This window comes from Azospirillum rugosum, assembly GCF_017876155.1.
GTDB lineage: Bacteria > Pseudomonadota > Alphaproteobacteria > Azospirillales > Azospirillaceae > Azospirillum > Azospirillum rugosum.
Map to the genome: position 1 here is coordinate 99062 of NZ_JAGINP010000008.1, position 16008 is coordinate 115069.

Sequence of the window (16008 nt, forward strand, 5' to 3'; positions counted from 1 at the left end):
GGATCAGAGCTTCCCGTCGGCGGCTTGCTTCATCACCGCGTCGTCGAAGCGCAGCTTCACGTTCTTCACGTCGCCCAGCACCGTGCCGCCGGGGAACAGGATGCCGACGGCATCGCGGCTCTTCGCCCCCTCGCCCAGCAGGCCGTGGTCGAAGGAGAAGGTCCGGACGAGGTCCATGGTCTTCACCAGCTCCGGGCTCGCCGCGAAGGACGCCCCCTCCGCCGGGGTGTAGAACATCTTGGTGGTGACCAGCTGCTGCTTGTAGCCGGCCAGATCCGTGCCGGATGCCTTGGCCATCGCCTCCAGCGCGGCCTTGCCCTCGGCGGTGTCGGGCTTGGTCATCAAGCCCATGATCTCGTACCAGGCGCCGACCAGCGCCTTCGCGAAGGAAGGGTTGTCGCGCATCGTGCCGGTGTTGACCACCATCAGGTCGATGATCTCGCCCGGCACCTTGGAGCTGTCGAAGACCATGGTGGAGCCGGCGGTCTTCGCGACCTCGCTCAGCTGCGGGTTCCAGGTCACCGTCGCCGTCACGTCGGCGGAGGAGCTGTAGGCCGACACTATGTCCGCGTCGGACGTGTTCACCACCGTGACGTCCTTCTCCTTCATGCCGACGCTGTCCAGCGCGCGGGCCAGCAGGTAGTGCGACACCGACAACTCGACCAGGTTGACCTTCTGGCCCTTGATGTCCTTCAGGGTCTTGCCCTTCTTCAGGACGATGCCGTCGTTGCCGTTGGAATAGTCGCCGGAAATCAGGGCGGTGGTGTCCACGCCGCCGGCCGCGGGGATGGTCAGCGCGTCCATGTTGGTCATGACGCAGCCGTCGAAGGCGCCGGCCGTGTACTGGTTGATGGATTCGACATAGTCGTTGATCTGCACGATCTCGACCTTGATGCCGTACTTGTCGGCCCACTTCTTCATGATGCCGCTGTCGGCCGCGTAGCCCCAGGGCATCCAGCCGGCGTAGATCGACCACGCCACGCGGAAGTTCTTCTTCTCCGCCGCGAAGGACGGCGACTGGGCGGCGGCCACGGTGGCGGCGAAGGCCACGCCGAACACGACGTTCTTGAGCAAGGTCCGCATCGTTTAAACCCCTCTTCCTGGATGGTCGTTATCGCGTCAGCCAGCGGCGCCAGCCGCCGAAGCCGGTGATGTCCTCAGCCCCCGCGAGCGCCGCGGGTTCGCACAGAAAGCCCTTCACGGAGGTGCCGTCCTCCAGCGTGAGCGTGCCGATCGCCATGGGCGGCGGAACCTCGGCGACGAAGCTGCCGAAGGCGGCCTCCGTCAGCTCCCAGATTTCCAGCTCGATGCCGCCGGCCCCCGCGGCGTCACGCACCAGCCCCGGCTTGGCCGGCGTGGTTCCGGCCAAGGCAAAGAGGCGGTAGCCGCTGCCCGTCCGCGCCGTGCGGACCAGCCGCGCCCCGCGCCCGGTGAGCTGGTGGTTGAGCGGCTGGCCGCTGAGATGCGCGCCGACCACCGCCAGCCGAACCGTGCCCGGTGCCGCGGAGTCCGCGTCCAGCGCCGGCCCCTGCGGCATGTGCCGCGTGGCGCCGATGGGCAGGGCCTGCGCCCGGTGCAGCCGGTCGGCCAACACCGCCAGCGCCCCGTCGGCGAAGGTCGGCCCGACCAGCGTCACGCCGAAGGGCAAGCCCCCCTTCGGCCCGTTGCCCGGCCGGAATCCCGCCGGCACCGCGATGGCCGACAGGTCCATCAGGTTCACGAAGTTCGTGTAGTATCCCAGGTTGCTGTTCAGCCGCACGGGATCGGCCAGCAGTTCCTCAATGCTGTAGGTCGTGCCGGTGGTCGGCAGCAGCAGCACGTCCATCCTGGCCCACTCGGCTTCGCCCCGGCGGATCAGCTCGGCCAGCCGGTACATGCCGGCGAAGGCGTCCACCGCGCCAATGGCCTCGGCACCCAGGACGATGCCGCGCACCACGGGGTGGATCGCCTCCGGGGAGGCCTTGGCGAAGTCGCGGATGGCCGCCAGCCGCTCCGCCACCCAGGGGCCGGAGTAGAGCAGCTGCGCCGCGTCGCGGAAGGACGTGAAGTCCACCGGGACCCGCGTGCCGCCCAGCGCCTCCAGCCGGTCGGCGGCCGCGGCGTACAGGCGTGCGGCGGCCTCGTCGCCGAAGAACTCCAGCCCGTCCCGCGGCACGCCGAAGCGGAAGCCCAGCGGCCAGGCCGCGGGCTCCGTCGCTGCGGCCGGCGCCTTGCGGGAGTAGGGATCGGCCGGATCGAAGGTGCCCATGACCTTCAGCACGGCCAGCGCGTCGCCCGCCGTGCCGGCGAAGATCGACACCACGTCCTGCGTGCGGCAGGCCGGGACGACGCCGCTGGCGCTGACCAGCCCCTTGGTCGGCTTCAGTCCCACGACGTTGTTGAAGGCCGCCGGCACCCGCCCCGACCCCGCCGTGTCGGTGCCGAGCGCGAAGCTGACCAGCCCCGCCCCCACCGCGACGCCGGAACCGGAGCTTGACCCGCCTGACACGTACCGCTCGTCGAACACGGAGGACGGAATGCCGTAGGGCGTCCGCGTCCCGACCAGCCCGGTGGCGAACTGGTCCAGGTTGGTCTTGCCGATCAGGATGGCGCCGGCGTCCAACAGCCGTTGCACCACGGTCGCCGAGCGGTCCGGCGTGTAGGCGAAGTCCGGGCAGCCGGCCGTGGTCGGCACGCCCGCCACGTCGATGTTGTCCTTCACCGCGAAGGGGATGCCGAACAGCGGCAGGTCGGCGCCCGCGGCCTTGCGCGCTTGGGCGGCCTCCAGCTGCCGCCCCGCCTCGGCGCGGCTCAGCACATGGATCCAGACCGGACGCTCGCCACGTTCATTGATGCGGGCATAGACGGCGTCCAGCACCGCGTCCGGCGTCAGGCTGCCCTCGGCGTAGCCCTTGGCGAGGGCCGCGATTTCCAGGCTCATGGTGTTCATACGGGTCTCCATCACGCGGCCCCAGGGACCAAGGCCGGCAGCAGGACGGCGAGCGTCTGGCCCAGCGTCACCGCCTGCCCCTCGGCGCAGCGGATTTCGGCGACGGTGCCGGCCATCGGCGCGGCCACCGCAATTTCCATCTTCATCGATTCCACGATCAGCAGCGGGTCGCCGGCCTTCACGGCCGTGCCGGGCTCCGCGGCGATCTTCCACACGCTGCCGGGCACGGGGCTCGGCACCGCCTCCCCGCCCGGCGGCAGGTCGGCATCGGCGCCGCCGGGACCGGCGTCCGGCAGGTCGGCGGCGTAGCCGATCTGGCCCGACACCTCCCACCGCGCGCGTTCCTCCTCGAAGGCGGCCTGCTGGCGCGTCTTGAAGGCGGCGATGCTCTCCCGGTTCTCGTCCAGGAAGCGGTTGTAGTCGGCGAGGCGGAAGGTCTCCTCCTCGATGCGCAGGCTGGCGCGGCCGAGCGGGAAGTCGGCGCGGAAGGCCATCAGCTCGTCGTGGCTGACGGGGTGGAAGCGGACCTGGTCGAAGTGGCGCAGCAGCCAGGGCTTGCCGGGCTCGAAGGCGTCGGTGGTCCGGTGCGTGTTCCACATCTGGCAGGTGCGGCCGACGAACTGGTAGCCGCCCGGCCCCTCCATGCCATAGACGCACATGTAGGCGCCGCCGATGCCCACCGCGTTCTCCGGCGTCCAGGTGCGCGCCGGGTTGTACTTGGTGGTGACCAGCCGGTGCCGCGGGTCCACCGGCGTCGCGACCGGCGCCCCCAGATACACGTCGCCCAGGCCGAGCACGAGGTAGCTGGCGTCGAACACGATGCGCTTAACCGCCTCGATGTCGTCCAGCCCGTTGATGCGCCGGATGAACTCGATGTTGCTGGGGCACCAGGGCGCGTCGGCGCGCACCGACTGCATGTATTTGGATATCGCAAGCCGCGTGGCCTCGTCGTCCCAGGACAGCGGCAGGTGAATGACGCGCGTCGGCACCTCTAGGTCGTCGATCCCCGCCAGCTCCTCCTCCGCCCCGACCAGCCGGTCGAGCAACGTGCTCAGTGGAAGGACACGGCTGTCGTAATGGACCTGCAGCGACCGGATGCCCGGCGTGAGGTCGAGGATGCCCGGAAGATCCTGGGCGATAAGGGCCTGCTGAAGCGCATGGACGCGGAACCGCAGGTTCAGGTCCAGCACCAGTGGCCCGTATTCGACCAACAGATACTTGTCGCCGGCGCGGCGGTAGACGACCGCGGGGCGGGTTGCGGTGGCGGGGATGCGGTGGAGGATGGCGGCGCCCTCGACCCCCTCTCCCGCCCCGGGAGAGGGTGGCGCGAAGCGCCGGGTGAGGGTCGCGCGAGGATCAAGGCGCTGATCCTTGGCAGCACCCTCACCCTTCCCACTTCGCGGGCCCCTTCCCTCTCCCGGGGCGGGAGAGGGAGAGAAAAGCGCCTCCTCCAACCCTTCCGCTTCCTCCGCCGTCAGCCGCCGGAACCGCACCTTGTCCCCCGGCCGCAGCTGGCCGACCTTCCACAGCTCCGCGCTGACAATCGTCGCCGGGCAGACGAAGCCGCCCAGGCTTGGGCCGTCCGGCCCCAGGATCACCGGCATGTCGCCGGTGAAGTCGATGGCGCCGATGGCGTAGGCGTTGTCGTGGATGTTGGACGGGTGCAGCCCGGCCTCCCCGCCGTCCTTGCGCGCCCAGGTCGGCTTGGGGCCGATCAGGCGGACGCCGGTGCGGCTGGAGTTGTAGTGCACCTCCCAGTCCGCGGCGAAGAAGGTCGCGATGTCCTCGTCCGTGAAGAAGTCCGGGGCGCCGTGCGGGCCGTAGAGGACGCCGATCTCCCAGGCGTGGCCGTGCGCGGGCACCGTCTCCACGGGCAGCGCCTCGCCGGCCGGCGCATCACCCAGATGCAGGATGTCGCCGGGCAGCAGCGCCCGCCCGCCATGGCCGCCGAACTTGCCGAGCGTGAAGGTGGACTTGCTGCCGAGATAGTCCGGCACGTCCAGACCGCCGCGCACCAGCAGATAGGCGCGGCAGCCCGCCCCGCTGACCGTGCCGATGCGGAGCGTCGCCCCCGCCGGCACGGTGACCGGCCGCCAGAAGGGCACCGGCGTCCCGTCGATGTCCGCCGGCATGGCGGCTCCGGTCAGGCAGACCACGGCCTCCGCGTTGAACTTCAGCGTTGGTCCCGAGACGGTGATCTCCAGCCCCGCCGCCCCGTCCGGGTTGCCGAGCGCCCGGTTGCCGAGCCGGAAGGCCAGCGGGTCCATCGGCCCGGACGGCGGCACGCCGACCTCCCAATAACCGACGCGGCCGGGATGGTCCTGCACCGTGGTCAGCGTGCCGGGGGTGACGACCTCCAGCGTGCGCGCGGAATAGGCAACCGTCTCCAGGTAGCGCGTGGTGATCCCGCCCGCCGCGAAGACCGGATCGGCCGCGAGCTGGCGCAGGTAGCCCAGGTTCGTCTCGATCCCCGACAGGCGGCAGCGGGCCAGCGCGTCGCGCAGCTTCGCCAGCGCGTCGGCGCGGTCGGCACCGCGCACGATCACCTTGGCGACCAGCGGGTCGTAGAAGGGCGTGACCTCGCTGCCCTGCTCCACCCAGGTCTCGACGCGGGCATCCTCGGGGAACGCCGCTTCGGTCAGGATGCCGGAGCAGGGACGGAAGTTGCGGCCGGGATCCTCGGCGTAGACGCGCACCTGGATCGACGCGCCCCGCGCAGTGCCCTTGTGCTCTTCCAACGGCAGCGGCTCGCCGGCGGCCTGCCGGACCATCCATTCCACGAGGTCGATGCCGGTGACCTCCTCGGTCACGCCGTGCTCGACCTGCAGGCGGGTGTTGACCTCCAGGAAATAGGCCTCGCCCGCCGCGTCGTCGTAGACGAACTCCACCGTGCCGGCGGACTGGTAGCCCACCGCGCGGCCCAGCCGCTCCGCCGCGTCGAACAGCCGGCGGCGGAGATCCTCGGAGATGCCGGGGGCCGGCGTTTCCTCGATGACCTTCTGGTTGCGCCGCTGGGCGGAGCAGTCGCGCTCGCCCAGCGCCACCACGGTGCCGCGGCCGTCGCCGAAGATCTGCACCTCGATGTGGCGGGCGCGCTCGACGAACTTCTCCAGATAGACGCCGCTGTCCTTGAAGTTGTTGCGCGACAGGCGCTGCACCGCCTCGAACTGCGCGGCCAGAGTCTCCGGGTCGCGGCACAGCTGCATGCCGATGCCGCCGCCGCCCGCCGTGCTCTTGATCATCACCGGGTAGCCGATGCGCGCGGCCTCGCCCCTGGCCTGTTCCGCATCATCCAGCAGGCCGCTGCCCGGCGACAGGGGGACGCCGCTGCGCTCCGCCAGTTCCCGCGCAGTGTGCTTCAGGCCGAAGGCGCGCATCTGCTCCGGCGTCGGGCCGATGAAGGCGATGCCGGCCGCGGCGCAGGCCTCGGCAAAGCCCGGATTCTCCGACAGGAAGCCGTAGCCGGGGTGGATCGCCTGCGCCCCGGTGGCCTGCGCCGCCGCCAGGATGCGGTCGGCGTTCAGGTAGCTGTCCGACACGGCGGCCGGGCCGATGCACACAGCCTCCCCCGCCAAGGCGACATGCAGGGAATGGGCGTCGGCCTCCGAATAGACGGCGACAGACGCGATGCCCATGCGGTCGAGCGTTCGGATCACGCGGCAAGCGATCTCGCCGCGGTTGGCAATCAGGACCTTGGTGAACATCGTGAACCCCTTATGCCTGATCCCAGACCAGAACCTCGATGGGTGTCGGGTTGTAGTCGTTGCAGGGGTTGTTCAGCTGCGGGCAGTTGGAGATCAGGACGATCACGTCCATCGCCGCGCGCATCTCCACATACTTGCCGGGGCCGCTGACGCCGTCGGCGAAGGTCAGCCCGCCATCGGGGGTGACCGGCACGTTCATGAAGAAGTTGATGTTGTGGGTGATGTCGCGCTTGGTCAGGCCGAACTGCTCGTTCTGCGCCACCGCCAGCATCCAGCTGTCGCGGCAGGCGTGCATGCACTTCTTTTCCAGCGCGTAGCGCACGGTGTTGCTTTCCGTGGCGCAGGCGCCGCCCAGCGTGTCGTGCCGCCCGACCGTGTCGGCGACGATCTCCAGCATCGGGTTGCCCATGGTGGAGATCAGCTTGGTGCCCACCGACAGGTAGACGTTGCGCTGCTCCCGGATCGTGTCCACGGCGCTGTAGCGCTCGGCCGGGTCGGCGGCGCTGTAGAACAGCGTGTCGGCGGCTTGGTTGCCCTCCAGGTCCACGATGCGGAAGGTCTGGCCCTGGCGGACCACCTCCATCCAGTAATCGCCGGCCGGGACGACCTTGCGGTAGGCGGCGGCGGCGGGGCTGAGGGTGCTTTCCTTGATCATGACCGGCGCTCCCTCAGCAACCGCAGAGGTGATAGAGGTGATTGTTCGCGAACCCGCGCCCGTTCTCCGGCCGCGAATTCTTGCAGAAATCGTCCTCGGCGACCGGGTCGGCCTTGCGGAGCTGGTAGGTGATGGGCTTGCGCGGGTACTCCGCGGCGGGGTTCAGCGGGTGCGGGCAGGTGTGGAACAGCACCAGCGTGTCCATCTCGAACCGCAGGTCCACATGGGCGCCGGCCTTCGCGGCGGACGGATCGAAGACCATCGTCCCGTCCTCCTCCGTGCGCACCTTGCTGAACCAGTTGACGTTGGCGGCGAGGTCGCGGCGGCCGAGCCCATATTTCGCGGCCTCCACCAGGAAGCTGTCGTGCCCGTTCAGCGTCCAGTCGTTGCGGTGCTCCTGGTAGCTCTTCTGCCCCCAGCGTTCCGCGACCAGGGCCTTGGTGGAGTTGCCACACACGGTGTCGTGCCAGCCCGCCGTGTCCTCGATGATGGAGCAGAAGATGCGCCCCATGTCGGAATAGAGGCAGTGGCCCGCGGTCAGCTTGAAGGTGTGCTGGCACTTCAGCGTGTCGGGCGCGTTGTAGCGCTCCAACGGATTCTGCGGGTTGTAGAACAGCATGCCCACGTTGGCGCCGCCCTCGCGGTCGATCAGGCGCAGGACCGTGCCGCGCCGCACCGTGAAGGACCAATGCTTCCCGCCGGGGATCTCGTCTTCGTAAAGGACGTCGTGCCTGTCCACGGACTTGCCTCCTCACCCAACCGGGTGGTCCCGGCCGGAGCGTTTTTCGAAAGGAGGAGTGCAGACGTAAGGGGGGAAGTCCCACCGGGGCTGCACGCCTCCGTGTTCGGAACCTCCCGGGCTTTTGTCCCGCCGTGTGCCCGTCCGCTGTTCACCGGACGGGTCGCCGCTCTCGGACCAGCCGCCGGATCGCACCTTGGTGCGGCCCGGCCGGAACCCTAGCGGCTTCTGCGTCCATCATTGCAACGGCGATGCCAACCCGCGGAGTTCACGGGCTCCGCGGCGTTTCGGCGATGGGTGGGGGCCGATCGGCCGGTCATTGCACAAAAGTTGACCGGCAATGCCGAGTTCTTGTGCGATTGACCGATTCAGGCCAAAAAATCACCACAGAGACACGGAGACACAGAGAGGGCTTCCTCCGTGCCTCCGTGTCTCTGTGGTGAAAATCCTCTCGGTCAGAACCCCTCCGCCTCCGTCCACTCGTCGCCCAGCAGTTCCGGCGTTTCGAAGGACTGCAGGCGCTGCCAGTGGTGGTCGTAGTCCTCGGCGAACAGGGCGCCCGCGATGCCGGCGGCCAGCCGCTCCGCCCCGGCGCTGATGCCCGGGATGTCGCCGGTCACCCGGCCGTGGCTCAGCACCGCGGCGTAGTTGAAGGCGTGGACGCGCGGCAGCCAGGGTGCCGCGCCCGGCGTCCGCTCCTGGAACTGGAAGTCGCGGCCGAGGTACGGGTGCTCGGCGAACTCGCTGCCCTCCCGGCCGGGGGCGACGTAGCGGTCGCGCCACAGAAGGGCGTGCCGGGCGAGATCGGCCAGCTCCGGACGGCGCGCCCAGTCCACGGTGAAGCCGGTCGCCAGGATCACGAAATCGACCACCGCCGGGCCGCGCGTCGTGTCCAGCGCCAGCCGGCCGCCTTCAACCCGCGCCGCCTCGACGGCACAGCCGGTCAGCAAACTGAAGTTGGCGTGGCGGGAGCAGCGCAGCATGGAGTTGTGCGGGGCCGGCACGGCGGTGTCGGCGATGTACTGGTTCTGCGCCCAGCGCCGCTCGTCCGACAGGTCGTTGAAGCCCAGCAGGATGCCGGCGTTGCCGGCGGCGAGGCTCTTGTTGACGCGCGGAAGCTGCTTGCGGCGGACCAGCATGTAGACCTTGCCCGCCCCGCTCTCCAGCGCCTCCGCGGCGTTGTCCACGGCACCCGCCCCTGCGCCCAGCACGGCCACGGTCTTGCCCGCAAGATCGGCGAAGTCGATGGTCTCGTGGGCGTGCGCCCAGAAGCGCTTGTCGACGTTCCGCCAGAAGGGCGGGATGAAGGGACCGCCCAACCCGTCCCGGCCGTTCGCCAGCACGACGCGGCGGGCGCGGACCGCGCGCGTCCCTTCCGGCCCCTCAAGGTTCAGCGTCACGCCGTCGGCATCGCCGGACAGGCGGGTCAGCGTCGTGTCGTTCTCGACCGACGGGTTGGTGACGCGGCGGTACCAGGTCAGGTAGTCGAGCCATTGCAGGCGCGGAATCCGGAACAGCGCCTCCCACGCCTCGCGCCCGAACCGCGCCTCGTACCAGGCGCGGAAGGTCAGGTTGGCGAAGCCCAGCGCCGGCCCGGTCAGCGTCTTCGGCGAGCGCAGGGTCTCCATCCGGGCAAACGTGCCCCAGGGCCCTTCCCGCCCCGCCGGGGCGCGGTCGAACAGCCGGACGTTGGCGATGCCGAGCTTGCGGAGCGCAAAGGCGGCGGTCAGCCCCGCCATGCCGGCCCCGACGACCGCCACGTCGAGCACGCTCCGACCAAGCTCGTCTGGGCGCGGGGGCACCCACTCCGCGGGCGGCAGGGTCAGCAGGTCGAGGTCACGGGCGAGGCGCGCTTCCAACTCTTCCAGGGAGCGGGGTCCGGGATCGATCACGCAGGCGGTTCCTTCGCGCCGGCCCAAGCCGGCGCCGTGGGTGGCGGAAATTGTGCGGTGCAAGATTAGCGGCTGACGCGGGGCTGCGCCAAGAGGTTCCCCGCCAACTCGTTCATTGACGAATGATTGCCGCTCGAAGGCGCCTCAGCTTTCGGCGCCCGGGCGGTAGATCACGATGGTGGCGTGCTGGGCGCCGGACACGTGGATGTCCGCCCGCAGAACCTTGCCTTCGCTGTCCTTCTTCCACCGGTTCGGCGCCCCCTGGAACACAAACCCTTCGGAGCGCAGGAACTCGACCGCCCCCTCCAGCGTCCGGAAATACAGGGTCTCGACCTCCAACGTCCTCTCCTTCCATCCCCTCGGGCTTTTCCTGCCATAACAAACAGGAACTGGGCCGGGGTCAACAGCAACCGGAACCACCCCGGATGCGCCGGGGGAACGGCCGCGCCGTAGCGGAAGAGGCGTGGAGCGGGGATCGCCGGTCGGAGTGACGGGGAGGCGCCGGCCTCCCCGGGCTCCTTCACCACCCCGTCCGCTTCCAGCTTTGCAGGATCTTCTGGTAGTTGCCGCGCTCGAACGCCGTGGGGTCGGGGCAGCGCAGCAGGTTCATGCTGCCCTGCGCCTGGGCCAGGGAGTCGTACTCGTGCTCCTCCAGCCAGCGGGCGAGATCGTCGCGGACGGTCGTCAGGTGGGACGGCCCGTGCTGGAGCAAGGCCGACACCATCTGCACCGCGTGCGCGCCAGCCATGACCGCCTTCAGCGCGTCGATCGCCGAATGCACGCCGCCGGATGCCGCCAGCGACGGCTTCACCCGCCCCGACAGCGCCGCCAGCCAGCGCAGGCGCAGGCGCAATTCCTGCGGCTGCGACAGGTCGAGCGACGACACCGCCTCCAGCTGCTCCACGTCGATGTCCGGCTGGTAGAAGCGGTTGAACAGGACGAGGCCGTCCACCCCCTCCGCCTCCAGCCGCGTCACCAGCGCCGACAGCGAGGAGAAGAAGGGCGACAGCTTGACCGCCAGCGGAATGGCGACGGACCGGCGCACGGCCCGCACCACCTCCACCACGCGGTCCTCCACGTCCTGGCCGCTCATGGTCGGGTCGAGCGGCATGAAGTAGACGTTCAGTTCCAGCGCGTCCGCCCCGGCCTCCTGGATCAGGCCGGCGTAGCGGATCCAGCCGCTGGGCGTGACGCCGTTCAGGGAGGCGATGACCGGGACCGAAACGGCCTCCTTAATGCGCGCGACCTGCCGCAGATAGCCCTCCGGCCCCAGCGCGTACTGGTCGAGCGGCGGGAAGAAGCCGCGCGCCTCGGCGGAGAGCGCGTCGGAGCCCTCCCGCACCGCCAGCATGCCCAGCTGGTCGTGGGTGATCTGCTCCTCGAACAGGGAGTGCAGGACGATGGCCGCAGCGCCGGCGTCCTCCAGCCGGCGCACCGTGTCCAGGTCGTCCACCAGCGGCGAGGCGCCGGGCATCAGCGGATGGGCGAGGGGAAGGCCCAGGTATGTGGTCGAGAGATCCATGACGGGTCCTCCGCTCAATGCTTTTCACCGATATCGGCACCGGCCGGCGCCTCGGCGAAGCCGGCCATGTGGCGGTACAGGTCGTATTTCAGCCGCACGTTGGCCTCCGCCGCCTTGACGAGGTCGCGGTAGCGCTCGGGGTTGTCGCGCTCCACCACCTTGAAACGGGCCTCACCGGCCATGAAGGCGGAGATCGGCGTGGTCGGCGCCGGGCTGTCCAGCACCAGCGGCGGCTCACCCGTGGCGAGGCGGCGCGGGTCGTGGCGGTAGAGCGGCCAGTGGCCGGTCTCCACGGCCAGCTTCTGCTGCTTCAGCCCGTTCACCAGGTCGTAGCCGTGCGCGATGCAGTGGCTGTAGGCCAGGATCAGCGACGGGCCGCGGTGGCTTTCCGCCTCCATGAAGGCGTGCAGCGTCTGCGCGTCCTTGGCGCCGAAGGCCGTGCGGGCGACATAGACGTGCTCGTAGGCCATGGCGATCATGCCCAGGTCCTTCTTGGCGACCTTGCGGCCGGCCATGGCGAACTTGGCCGAGGCGCCGATGGGCGTCGCCTTGGACTGCTGGCCGCCGGTGTTGGAATAGACCTCCGTGTCCATCACCAGCACGTTGATGTCGCGGTCGGACGCCAGCACATGGTCCAGGCCGCCATAGCCGATGTCGTAGGCCCAGCCGTCGCCGCCGACGATCCACACGCTCTTGCGCACGAGATAGTCGGCAATTTCCGCCAACCGCCCCGCCATCGGGTCCTTCAGCGCGGCCAGACGTTCCTTCAGCAGCGCGACCCTGGCACGCTGGGCGGCGATGCCGGCCTCACCTCCCTGATCGGCCTCCATCAGCTCGGTCACGAGTCCGGGTTCGAGCTGCGACGACAGCTGCACCAGCAGGTCGCGGGCGTGCTCGGTCATCTGGTCGATGGCGACGCGGATGCCCAGGCCGAACTCCGCGTTGTCCTCGAACAGGGAGTTGGCCCAGGCCGGCCCGCGCCCGTCGGCGTTGGTGGCGTAGGGCGTGGTCGGCAGGTTGCCGCCGTAGATCGAGGAGCAGCCGGTGGCGTTGGCGATCACCGCGCGGTCGCCGAACAGCTGGCTCAGCAGCTTGAGGTAGGGCGTCTCGCCGCAGCCGGCGCAGGCGCCGGAGAACTCGAACAGCGGCTGGAGGAGTTGCGTGTGCTTGACGGTGACCGGCACCTTCTCCCGCGGCGCTTCCGGCAGCGTCAGGAAATAGTCGAAGGCCGGCTGCTCGGCCGCCATCGCCTCGACCGGCCGCATCTCCAGCGCCTTGCGCTTGGGGTTTGCCTTGTCCTTGGCCGGGCAGACCTCCACGCACAGCCCGCAACCCGTGCAGTCGGCCGGCGAGACCTGGAGGGTGTAGCGCGCGCCCGGAAACTCGTTGCCGCGGTAGGCCAGCGTGGTGAAGCCCTCCGGCGCATCGGCCAGCGCCTCCTCAGGCACCGCCTTGGCGCGGATGACGGCGTGCGGGCAGACCAGCGTGCATTTGTTGCACTGGATGCACAGCTCCGCGTTCCAGCCCGGCACCTCGCTGGCGATGTTGCGCCGCTCGAACTTCGCCGTGCCGGTCGGCCAGGTGCCGTCCACCGGAAAGGCGGAGACCGGCAGCTTGTCGCCGTGGCCGGCGATGATCATGGCGGTGACGCGCTTGACGAAGTCGGGGGCGCTGTCGGGCACCGCCGCCGGCCGGTCATGGACCGCCGTGACGTGGTCGGGCAGCGGAATGCGCTTCAGGTGGGTCAGCGCCTGGTCCACGGCGGCGAAGTTGCGGCGCACCGCCTCTTCGCTGCGGCGCCCGTAGGTCTTCTGGATGGCCGCCTTGATGTCGGCGATGGCGTCGGCCTCCGGCATCACCTTGGCGAGCGCGAAGAAGCAGGTCTGCATGATGGTGTTGATGCGCCGGCCCAGGCCGGTCTCGCGCGCCACCGCGCTGGCGTCCACGGTGTAGAGCGCCACCCGCTTGTCGATGCAGGCCTGCTGCACCTCGCGCGGCAGGCTGGCCCACACCTCCTCCGGCGTGCCGGGGGCGTTCAGCAGGACTGTGGCGCCGGGGGCTGCCATTTCCACCACCTCCATGCGCTCCAGCAGCGGGAAATGGTGGCAGGCGACGAACTGCGCCTGCGCGATCAGGTAGGGCGCGCGGATCGGGTGCGGCGAGAAGCGCAGGTGCGACACCGTGGAGGAGCCGGACTTGCGGCTGTCATAGACGAAATAGGCCTGGGCGTGGCCGCCGGTGCGCTGCTCGATGATCTTGATGGAGTTCTTGTTGGCGCCCACCGTGCCGTCGGCGCCCAGCCCGAAGAAGACGGCGCGGGAGACCTCCGCGTCCTCGATGTCGAAGGACGGGTCCCAGGGGATGGAGCTGTGCGACACGTCGTCGGTGATGCCGACGGTGAAGCGGCGTTTCGGCCGCTCCCGGGCCAGCTCGTCGAACACGGCCTTGACCATGGCCGGCGTGAATTCCTTGGACGACAGGCCGTAGCGCCCGCCGATCACCACTGGTTCGGAAGCAAAGCTTCCGGCCGCCCGCGCCTCGGCCAGGGCGGCGACCACGTCCAGGTACAGCGGGTCGGCGACGGCGCCCGGCTCCTTGGTGCGGTCCAGCACGGCGATGCGGCGCACCGTCTCCGGCAGGGCCGTCACGAAGTCGGCGATGGAGAAGGGCCGGAACAGCCGCACGGTCAGGCACCCCACCCGCTCCCCCGCCGCGACCAGATGGCGGACCGTCTCCGCCACCGTCTCGGCGCCGGAGCCCATGGCGATCACCACCCGCTCCGCCTGCGGATGGCCGGCGTAGTCGTACAGGCGGTAGGCGCGGCCGGTGCGCGCGGCCAGCTGGTCCATCATCTCCTGCACGATGGCCGGGCAGGCCTCGTAATAGGGGTTGGCCGCCTCGCGCGCCTGGAAGAAGACGTCGGGGTTCTGCGCCGTGCCGCGCAACACCGGATGGTCGGGGCTGAGCCCATGGCGGCGGTGCGCGGTGACGGCCCGCTCGTCCAGCAAGGCCCGCAGGTCGTCGTCCGACAGCGTCTCCACCCGGTTCACCTCGTGCGAGGTGCGGAAGCCGTCGAAGAAGTGCAGGAAGGGCACGCGGGCGCGCAGGGTCGCGGCGTGCGCCACCAGCGCCATGTCGTGCGCCTCCTGCACGTTGGCCGAGGCCAGCATGGCGAAGCCGGTCTGGCGGCAGGCCATGACGTCGGAATGGTCGCCGAAGATCGACAGCGCGTGGGTGGCCAGCGTGCGCGCCGCGACGTGCAGGACGAAGGGCGTCAGCTCGCCGGCGATCTTGTACATGTTGGGGATCATCAGCAGCAGGCCCTGCGACGCCGTGAAGGTCGTCGCCAGCGCCCCGGCCTGCAGGGCGCCGTGCACCGCGCCGGCGGCACCGCCCTCCGACTGCATCTCGATCACCTGGGGGACGGCGCCCCAGACGTTGGCCTTGCCCTTGGCCGACCATTCGTCCGACAGCTCGCCCATCGACGAGGATGGGGTGATCGGGTAGATCGCGATGACCTCGCTGGAGCGGTAGGCGACCGATGCGGCCGCCTCGTTGCCGTCCATGATCGTGATGCCCGTGTGCGTTTTGCTGGTGCCCTTCGGCATGCTGGCGTGTCCTTCGTCGCGACGACGGATCCCACCGGCCCGCGATGCGGCGGGGCCCGACGTCTTCGGTGGCTGGGCCTTCATTGGCTGTGTCGTGCCGGGGGACCGTCGCACCCGCGACGCAAGGCCCCCGCAGCGTGTCTTTGTCCTGGTCTCCGTCTGCTTCCGTCTGCCGGACGACGTTTTTGCGGGCGGCACGCGCCGTATCCGCTCCCCTGGGCCGCGCCCGCCCGAACACCCTTCGCGGCCACGTCGTCTGGGGAATTGAAAACCTGATGATGGCAAACGGAAAGCGCGTTCCGTGATCTCTTAGGGCGGGGGCGACAGCATGCCGCACCGCCCCGATCCGCTGGCCCCAACGCCACTGGTCAGGCGGCCTCGAACACCGGCTCTTCGCCGACGCCGCCCGGCCAGGTCGCCAAGCTGACCGTCAGCCCGTCCCGAAGGCGCGTGTCATGGGCCTCGCCGGACTTGGCAAGGGTGGTCGTATCCGCAAACGTGGCGGTTGAAGGGAGGCTGCAATCGGGCACGATCGACACTCCGGATCGGTGGTGTGGAGGGGGGTGCCGGCCGGACGCTGCATGGGGCGATCCGCACCGGCGCCGACATCGTGCTGCACCGCACAGTCAGCGTCAATACTAGTATATCAGTTTTTCCGCCCCGGTGCGCGACATTGGGCCGCATGGAGGCACAGCGGCCCGTCGGCTCAGGGCAATCACACTTCCTGTTGCCCGACGGCACGCCCCAGAACGCCCCAGAACGCCGGCGCCAGACTCCGCCCAATCGCAGCGCTGCAAAAATCCGTAACAGCGCTACGATGACTTGCTTGCTTTTACTTTGTAACTCTTTCGCAGTGCTATGCCGCAATGCAGCATCGTTATGCAAGGCATGCGAATTGCGCCGATTTCTTGGCGACGTCTCGGTGACATCATTGCCTCACAAATGTGGCGGGCATTGAA

At 69.7% G+C, this 16008-nt stretch carries 10 protein-coding genes and 1 riboswitch; all 10 genes read right to left on the bottom strand.

The genetic code is table 11. The annotated features are described in order from the left end of the window. Window positions 1-3: 3 nt before the first annotated feature. Window positions 4-1083 carry a putative urea ABC transporter substrate-binding protein gene (locus tag J2851_RS12835; protein ID WP_209766674.1) on the bottom strand — a complete coding sequence of 360 codons (1080 nt, stop codon included), beginning with the start codon at window positions 1081-1083 and terminating at the stop codon, window positions 4-6. 28 nt (window positions 1084-1111) lie between these two features. After that, on the bottom strand, window positions 1112-2929 hold the full coding sequence (gene atzF / locus J2851_RS12840; RefSeq protein WP_209766675.1) for an allophanate hydrolase: 1818 nt from the start codon (window positions 2927-2929) through the stop codon (window positions 1112-1114). 11 nt (window positions 2930-2940) lie between these two features. Beyond that, window positions 2941-6633 carry an urea carboxylase gene (uca, locus tag J2851_RS12845; RefSeq protein WP_209766676.1) on the bottom strand — a complete coding sequence of 1231 codons (3693 nt, stop codon included), beginning with the start codon at window positions 6631-6633 and terminating at the stop codon, window positions 2941-2943. A gap of 10 nt (window positions 6634-6643) precedes the next feature. Further along, window positions 6644-7288 carry an urea amidolyase associated protein UAAP2 gene (locus J2851_RS12850; RefSeq protein ID WP_209766677.1) on the bottom strand — a complete coding sequence of 215 codons (645 nt, stop codon included), beginning with the start codon at window positions 7286-7288 and terminating at the stop codon, window positions 6644-6646. Window positions 7289-7301: 13 nt separating this feature from the next. Then, window positions 7302-8027: an urea amidolyase associated protein UAAP1 gene (locus J2851_RS12855; RefSeq protein ID WP_209766678.1), complete on the bottom strand. Its 726-nt coding sequence runs from the start codon at window positions 8025-8027 to the stop codon at window positions 7302-7304. 111 nt (window positions 8028-8138) lie between these two features. Next, window positions 8139-8260: riboswitch (guanidine-I (ykkC/yxkD leader) on the bottom strand. A gap of 222 nt (window positions 8261-8482) precedes the next feature. Continuing rightward, complete coding sequence (locus J2851_RS12860) at window positions 8483-9919, bottom strand: FAD/NAD(P)-binding protein (RefSeq protein ID WP_307419782.1); 1437 nt, start codon at window positions 9917-9919, stop codon at window positions 8483-8485. Window positions 9920-10063: 144 nt separating this feature from the next. Next, window positions 10064-10258 (bottom strand): hypothetical protein, encoded by a 195-nt coding sequence (locus J2851_RS12865; RefSeq protein WP_209766679.1) that lies wholly within the window; start codon window positions 10256-10258, stop codon window positions 10064-10066. Between the two features lie 181 nt (window positions 10259-10439). Continuing rightward, complete coding sequence (locus tag J2851_RS12870; RefSeq protein WP_209766680.1) at window positions 10440-11441, bottom strand: dihydroorotate dehydrogenase-like protein; 1002 nt, start codon at window positions 11439-11441, stop codon at window positions 10440-10442. 14 nt (window positions 11442-11455) lie between these two features. After that, the gene (gene nifJ, locus J2851_RS12875; RefSeq protein ID WP_246500621.1) at window positions 11456-15049 is read right to left on the bottom strand and encodes a pyruvate:ferredoxin (flavodoxin) oxidoreductase; all 3594 of its coding nucleotides are present in this window, start codon (window positions 15047-15049) and stop codon (window positions 11456-11458) included. A 368-nt stretch (window positions 15050-15417) separates the two neighbouring features. Then, window positions 15418-15579 (bottom strand): hypothetical protein, encoded by a 162-nt coding sequence (locus J2851_RS12880; RefSeq protein WP_209766681.1) that lies wholly within the window; start codon window positions 15577-15579, stop codon window positions 15418-15420. Window positions 15580-16008: the final 429 nt, after the last annotated feature.

Excerpts from the sequence above, each read along its gene's own strand:
- J2851_RS12835 (WP_209766674.1), bottom strand. The coding sequence starts at position 1,083 with ATGCGGACCTTGCTCAAGAACGTCGTGTTCGGCGTGGCCTTCGCCGCC.
- atzF (WP_209766675.1), bottom strand. The coding sequence starts at position 2,929 with ATGAACACCATGAGCCTGGAAATCGCGGCCCTCGCCAAGGGCTACGCC.
- uca (WP_209766676.1), bottom strand. The coding sequence starts at position 6,633 with ATGTTCACCAAGGTCCTGATTGCCAACCGCGGCGAGATCGCTTGCCGC.
- J2851_RS12850 (WP_209766677.1), bottom strand. The coding sequence starts at position 7,288 with ATGATCAAGGAAAGCACCCTCAGCCCCGCCGCCGCCGCCTACCGCAAG.
- J2851_RS12870 (WP_209766680.1), bottom strand. The coding sequence starts at position 11,441 with ATGGATCTCTCGACCACATACCTGGGCCTTCCCCTCGCCCATCCGCTG.
- nifJ (WP_246500621.1), bottom strand. The coding sequence starts at position 15,049 with ATGCCGAAGGGCACCAGCAAAACGCACACGGGCATCACGATCATGGAC.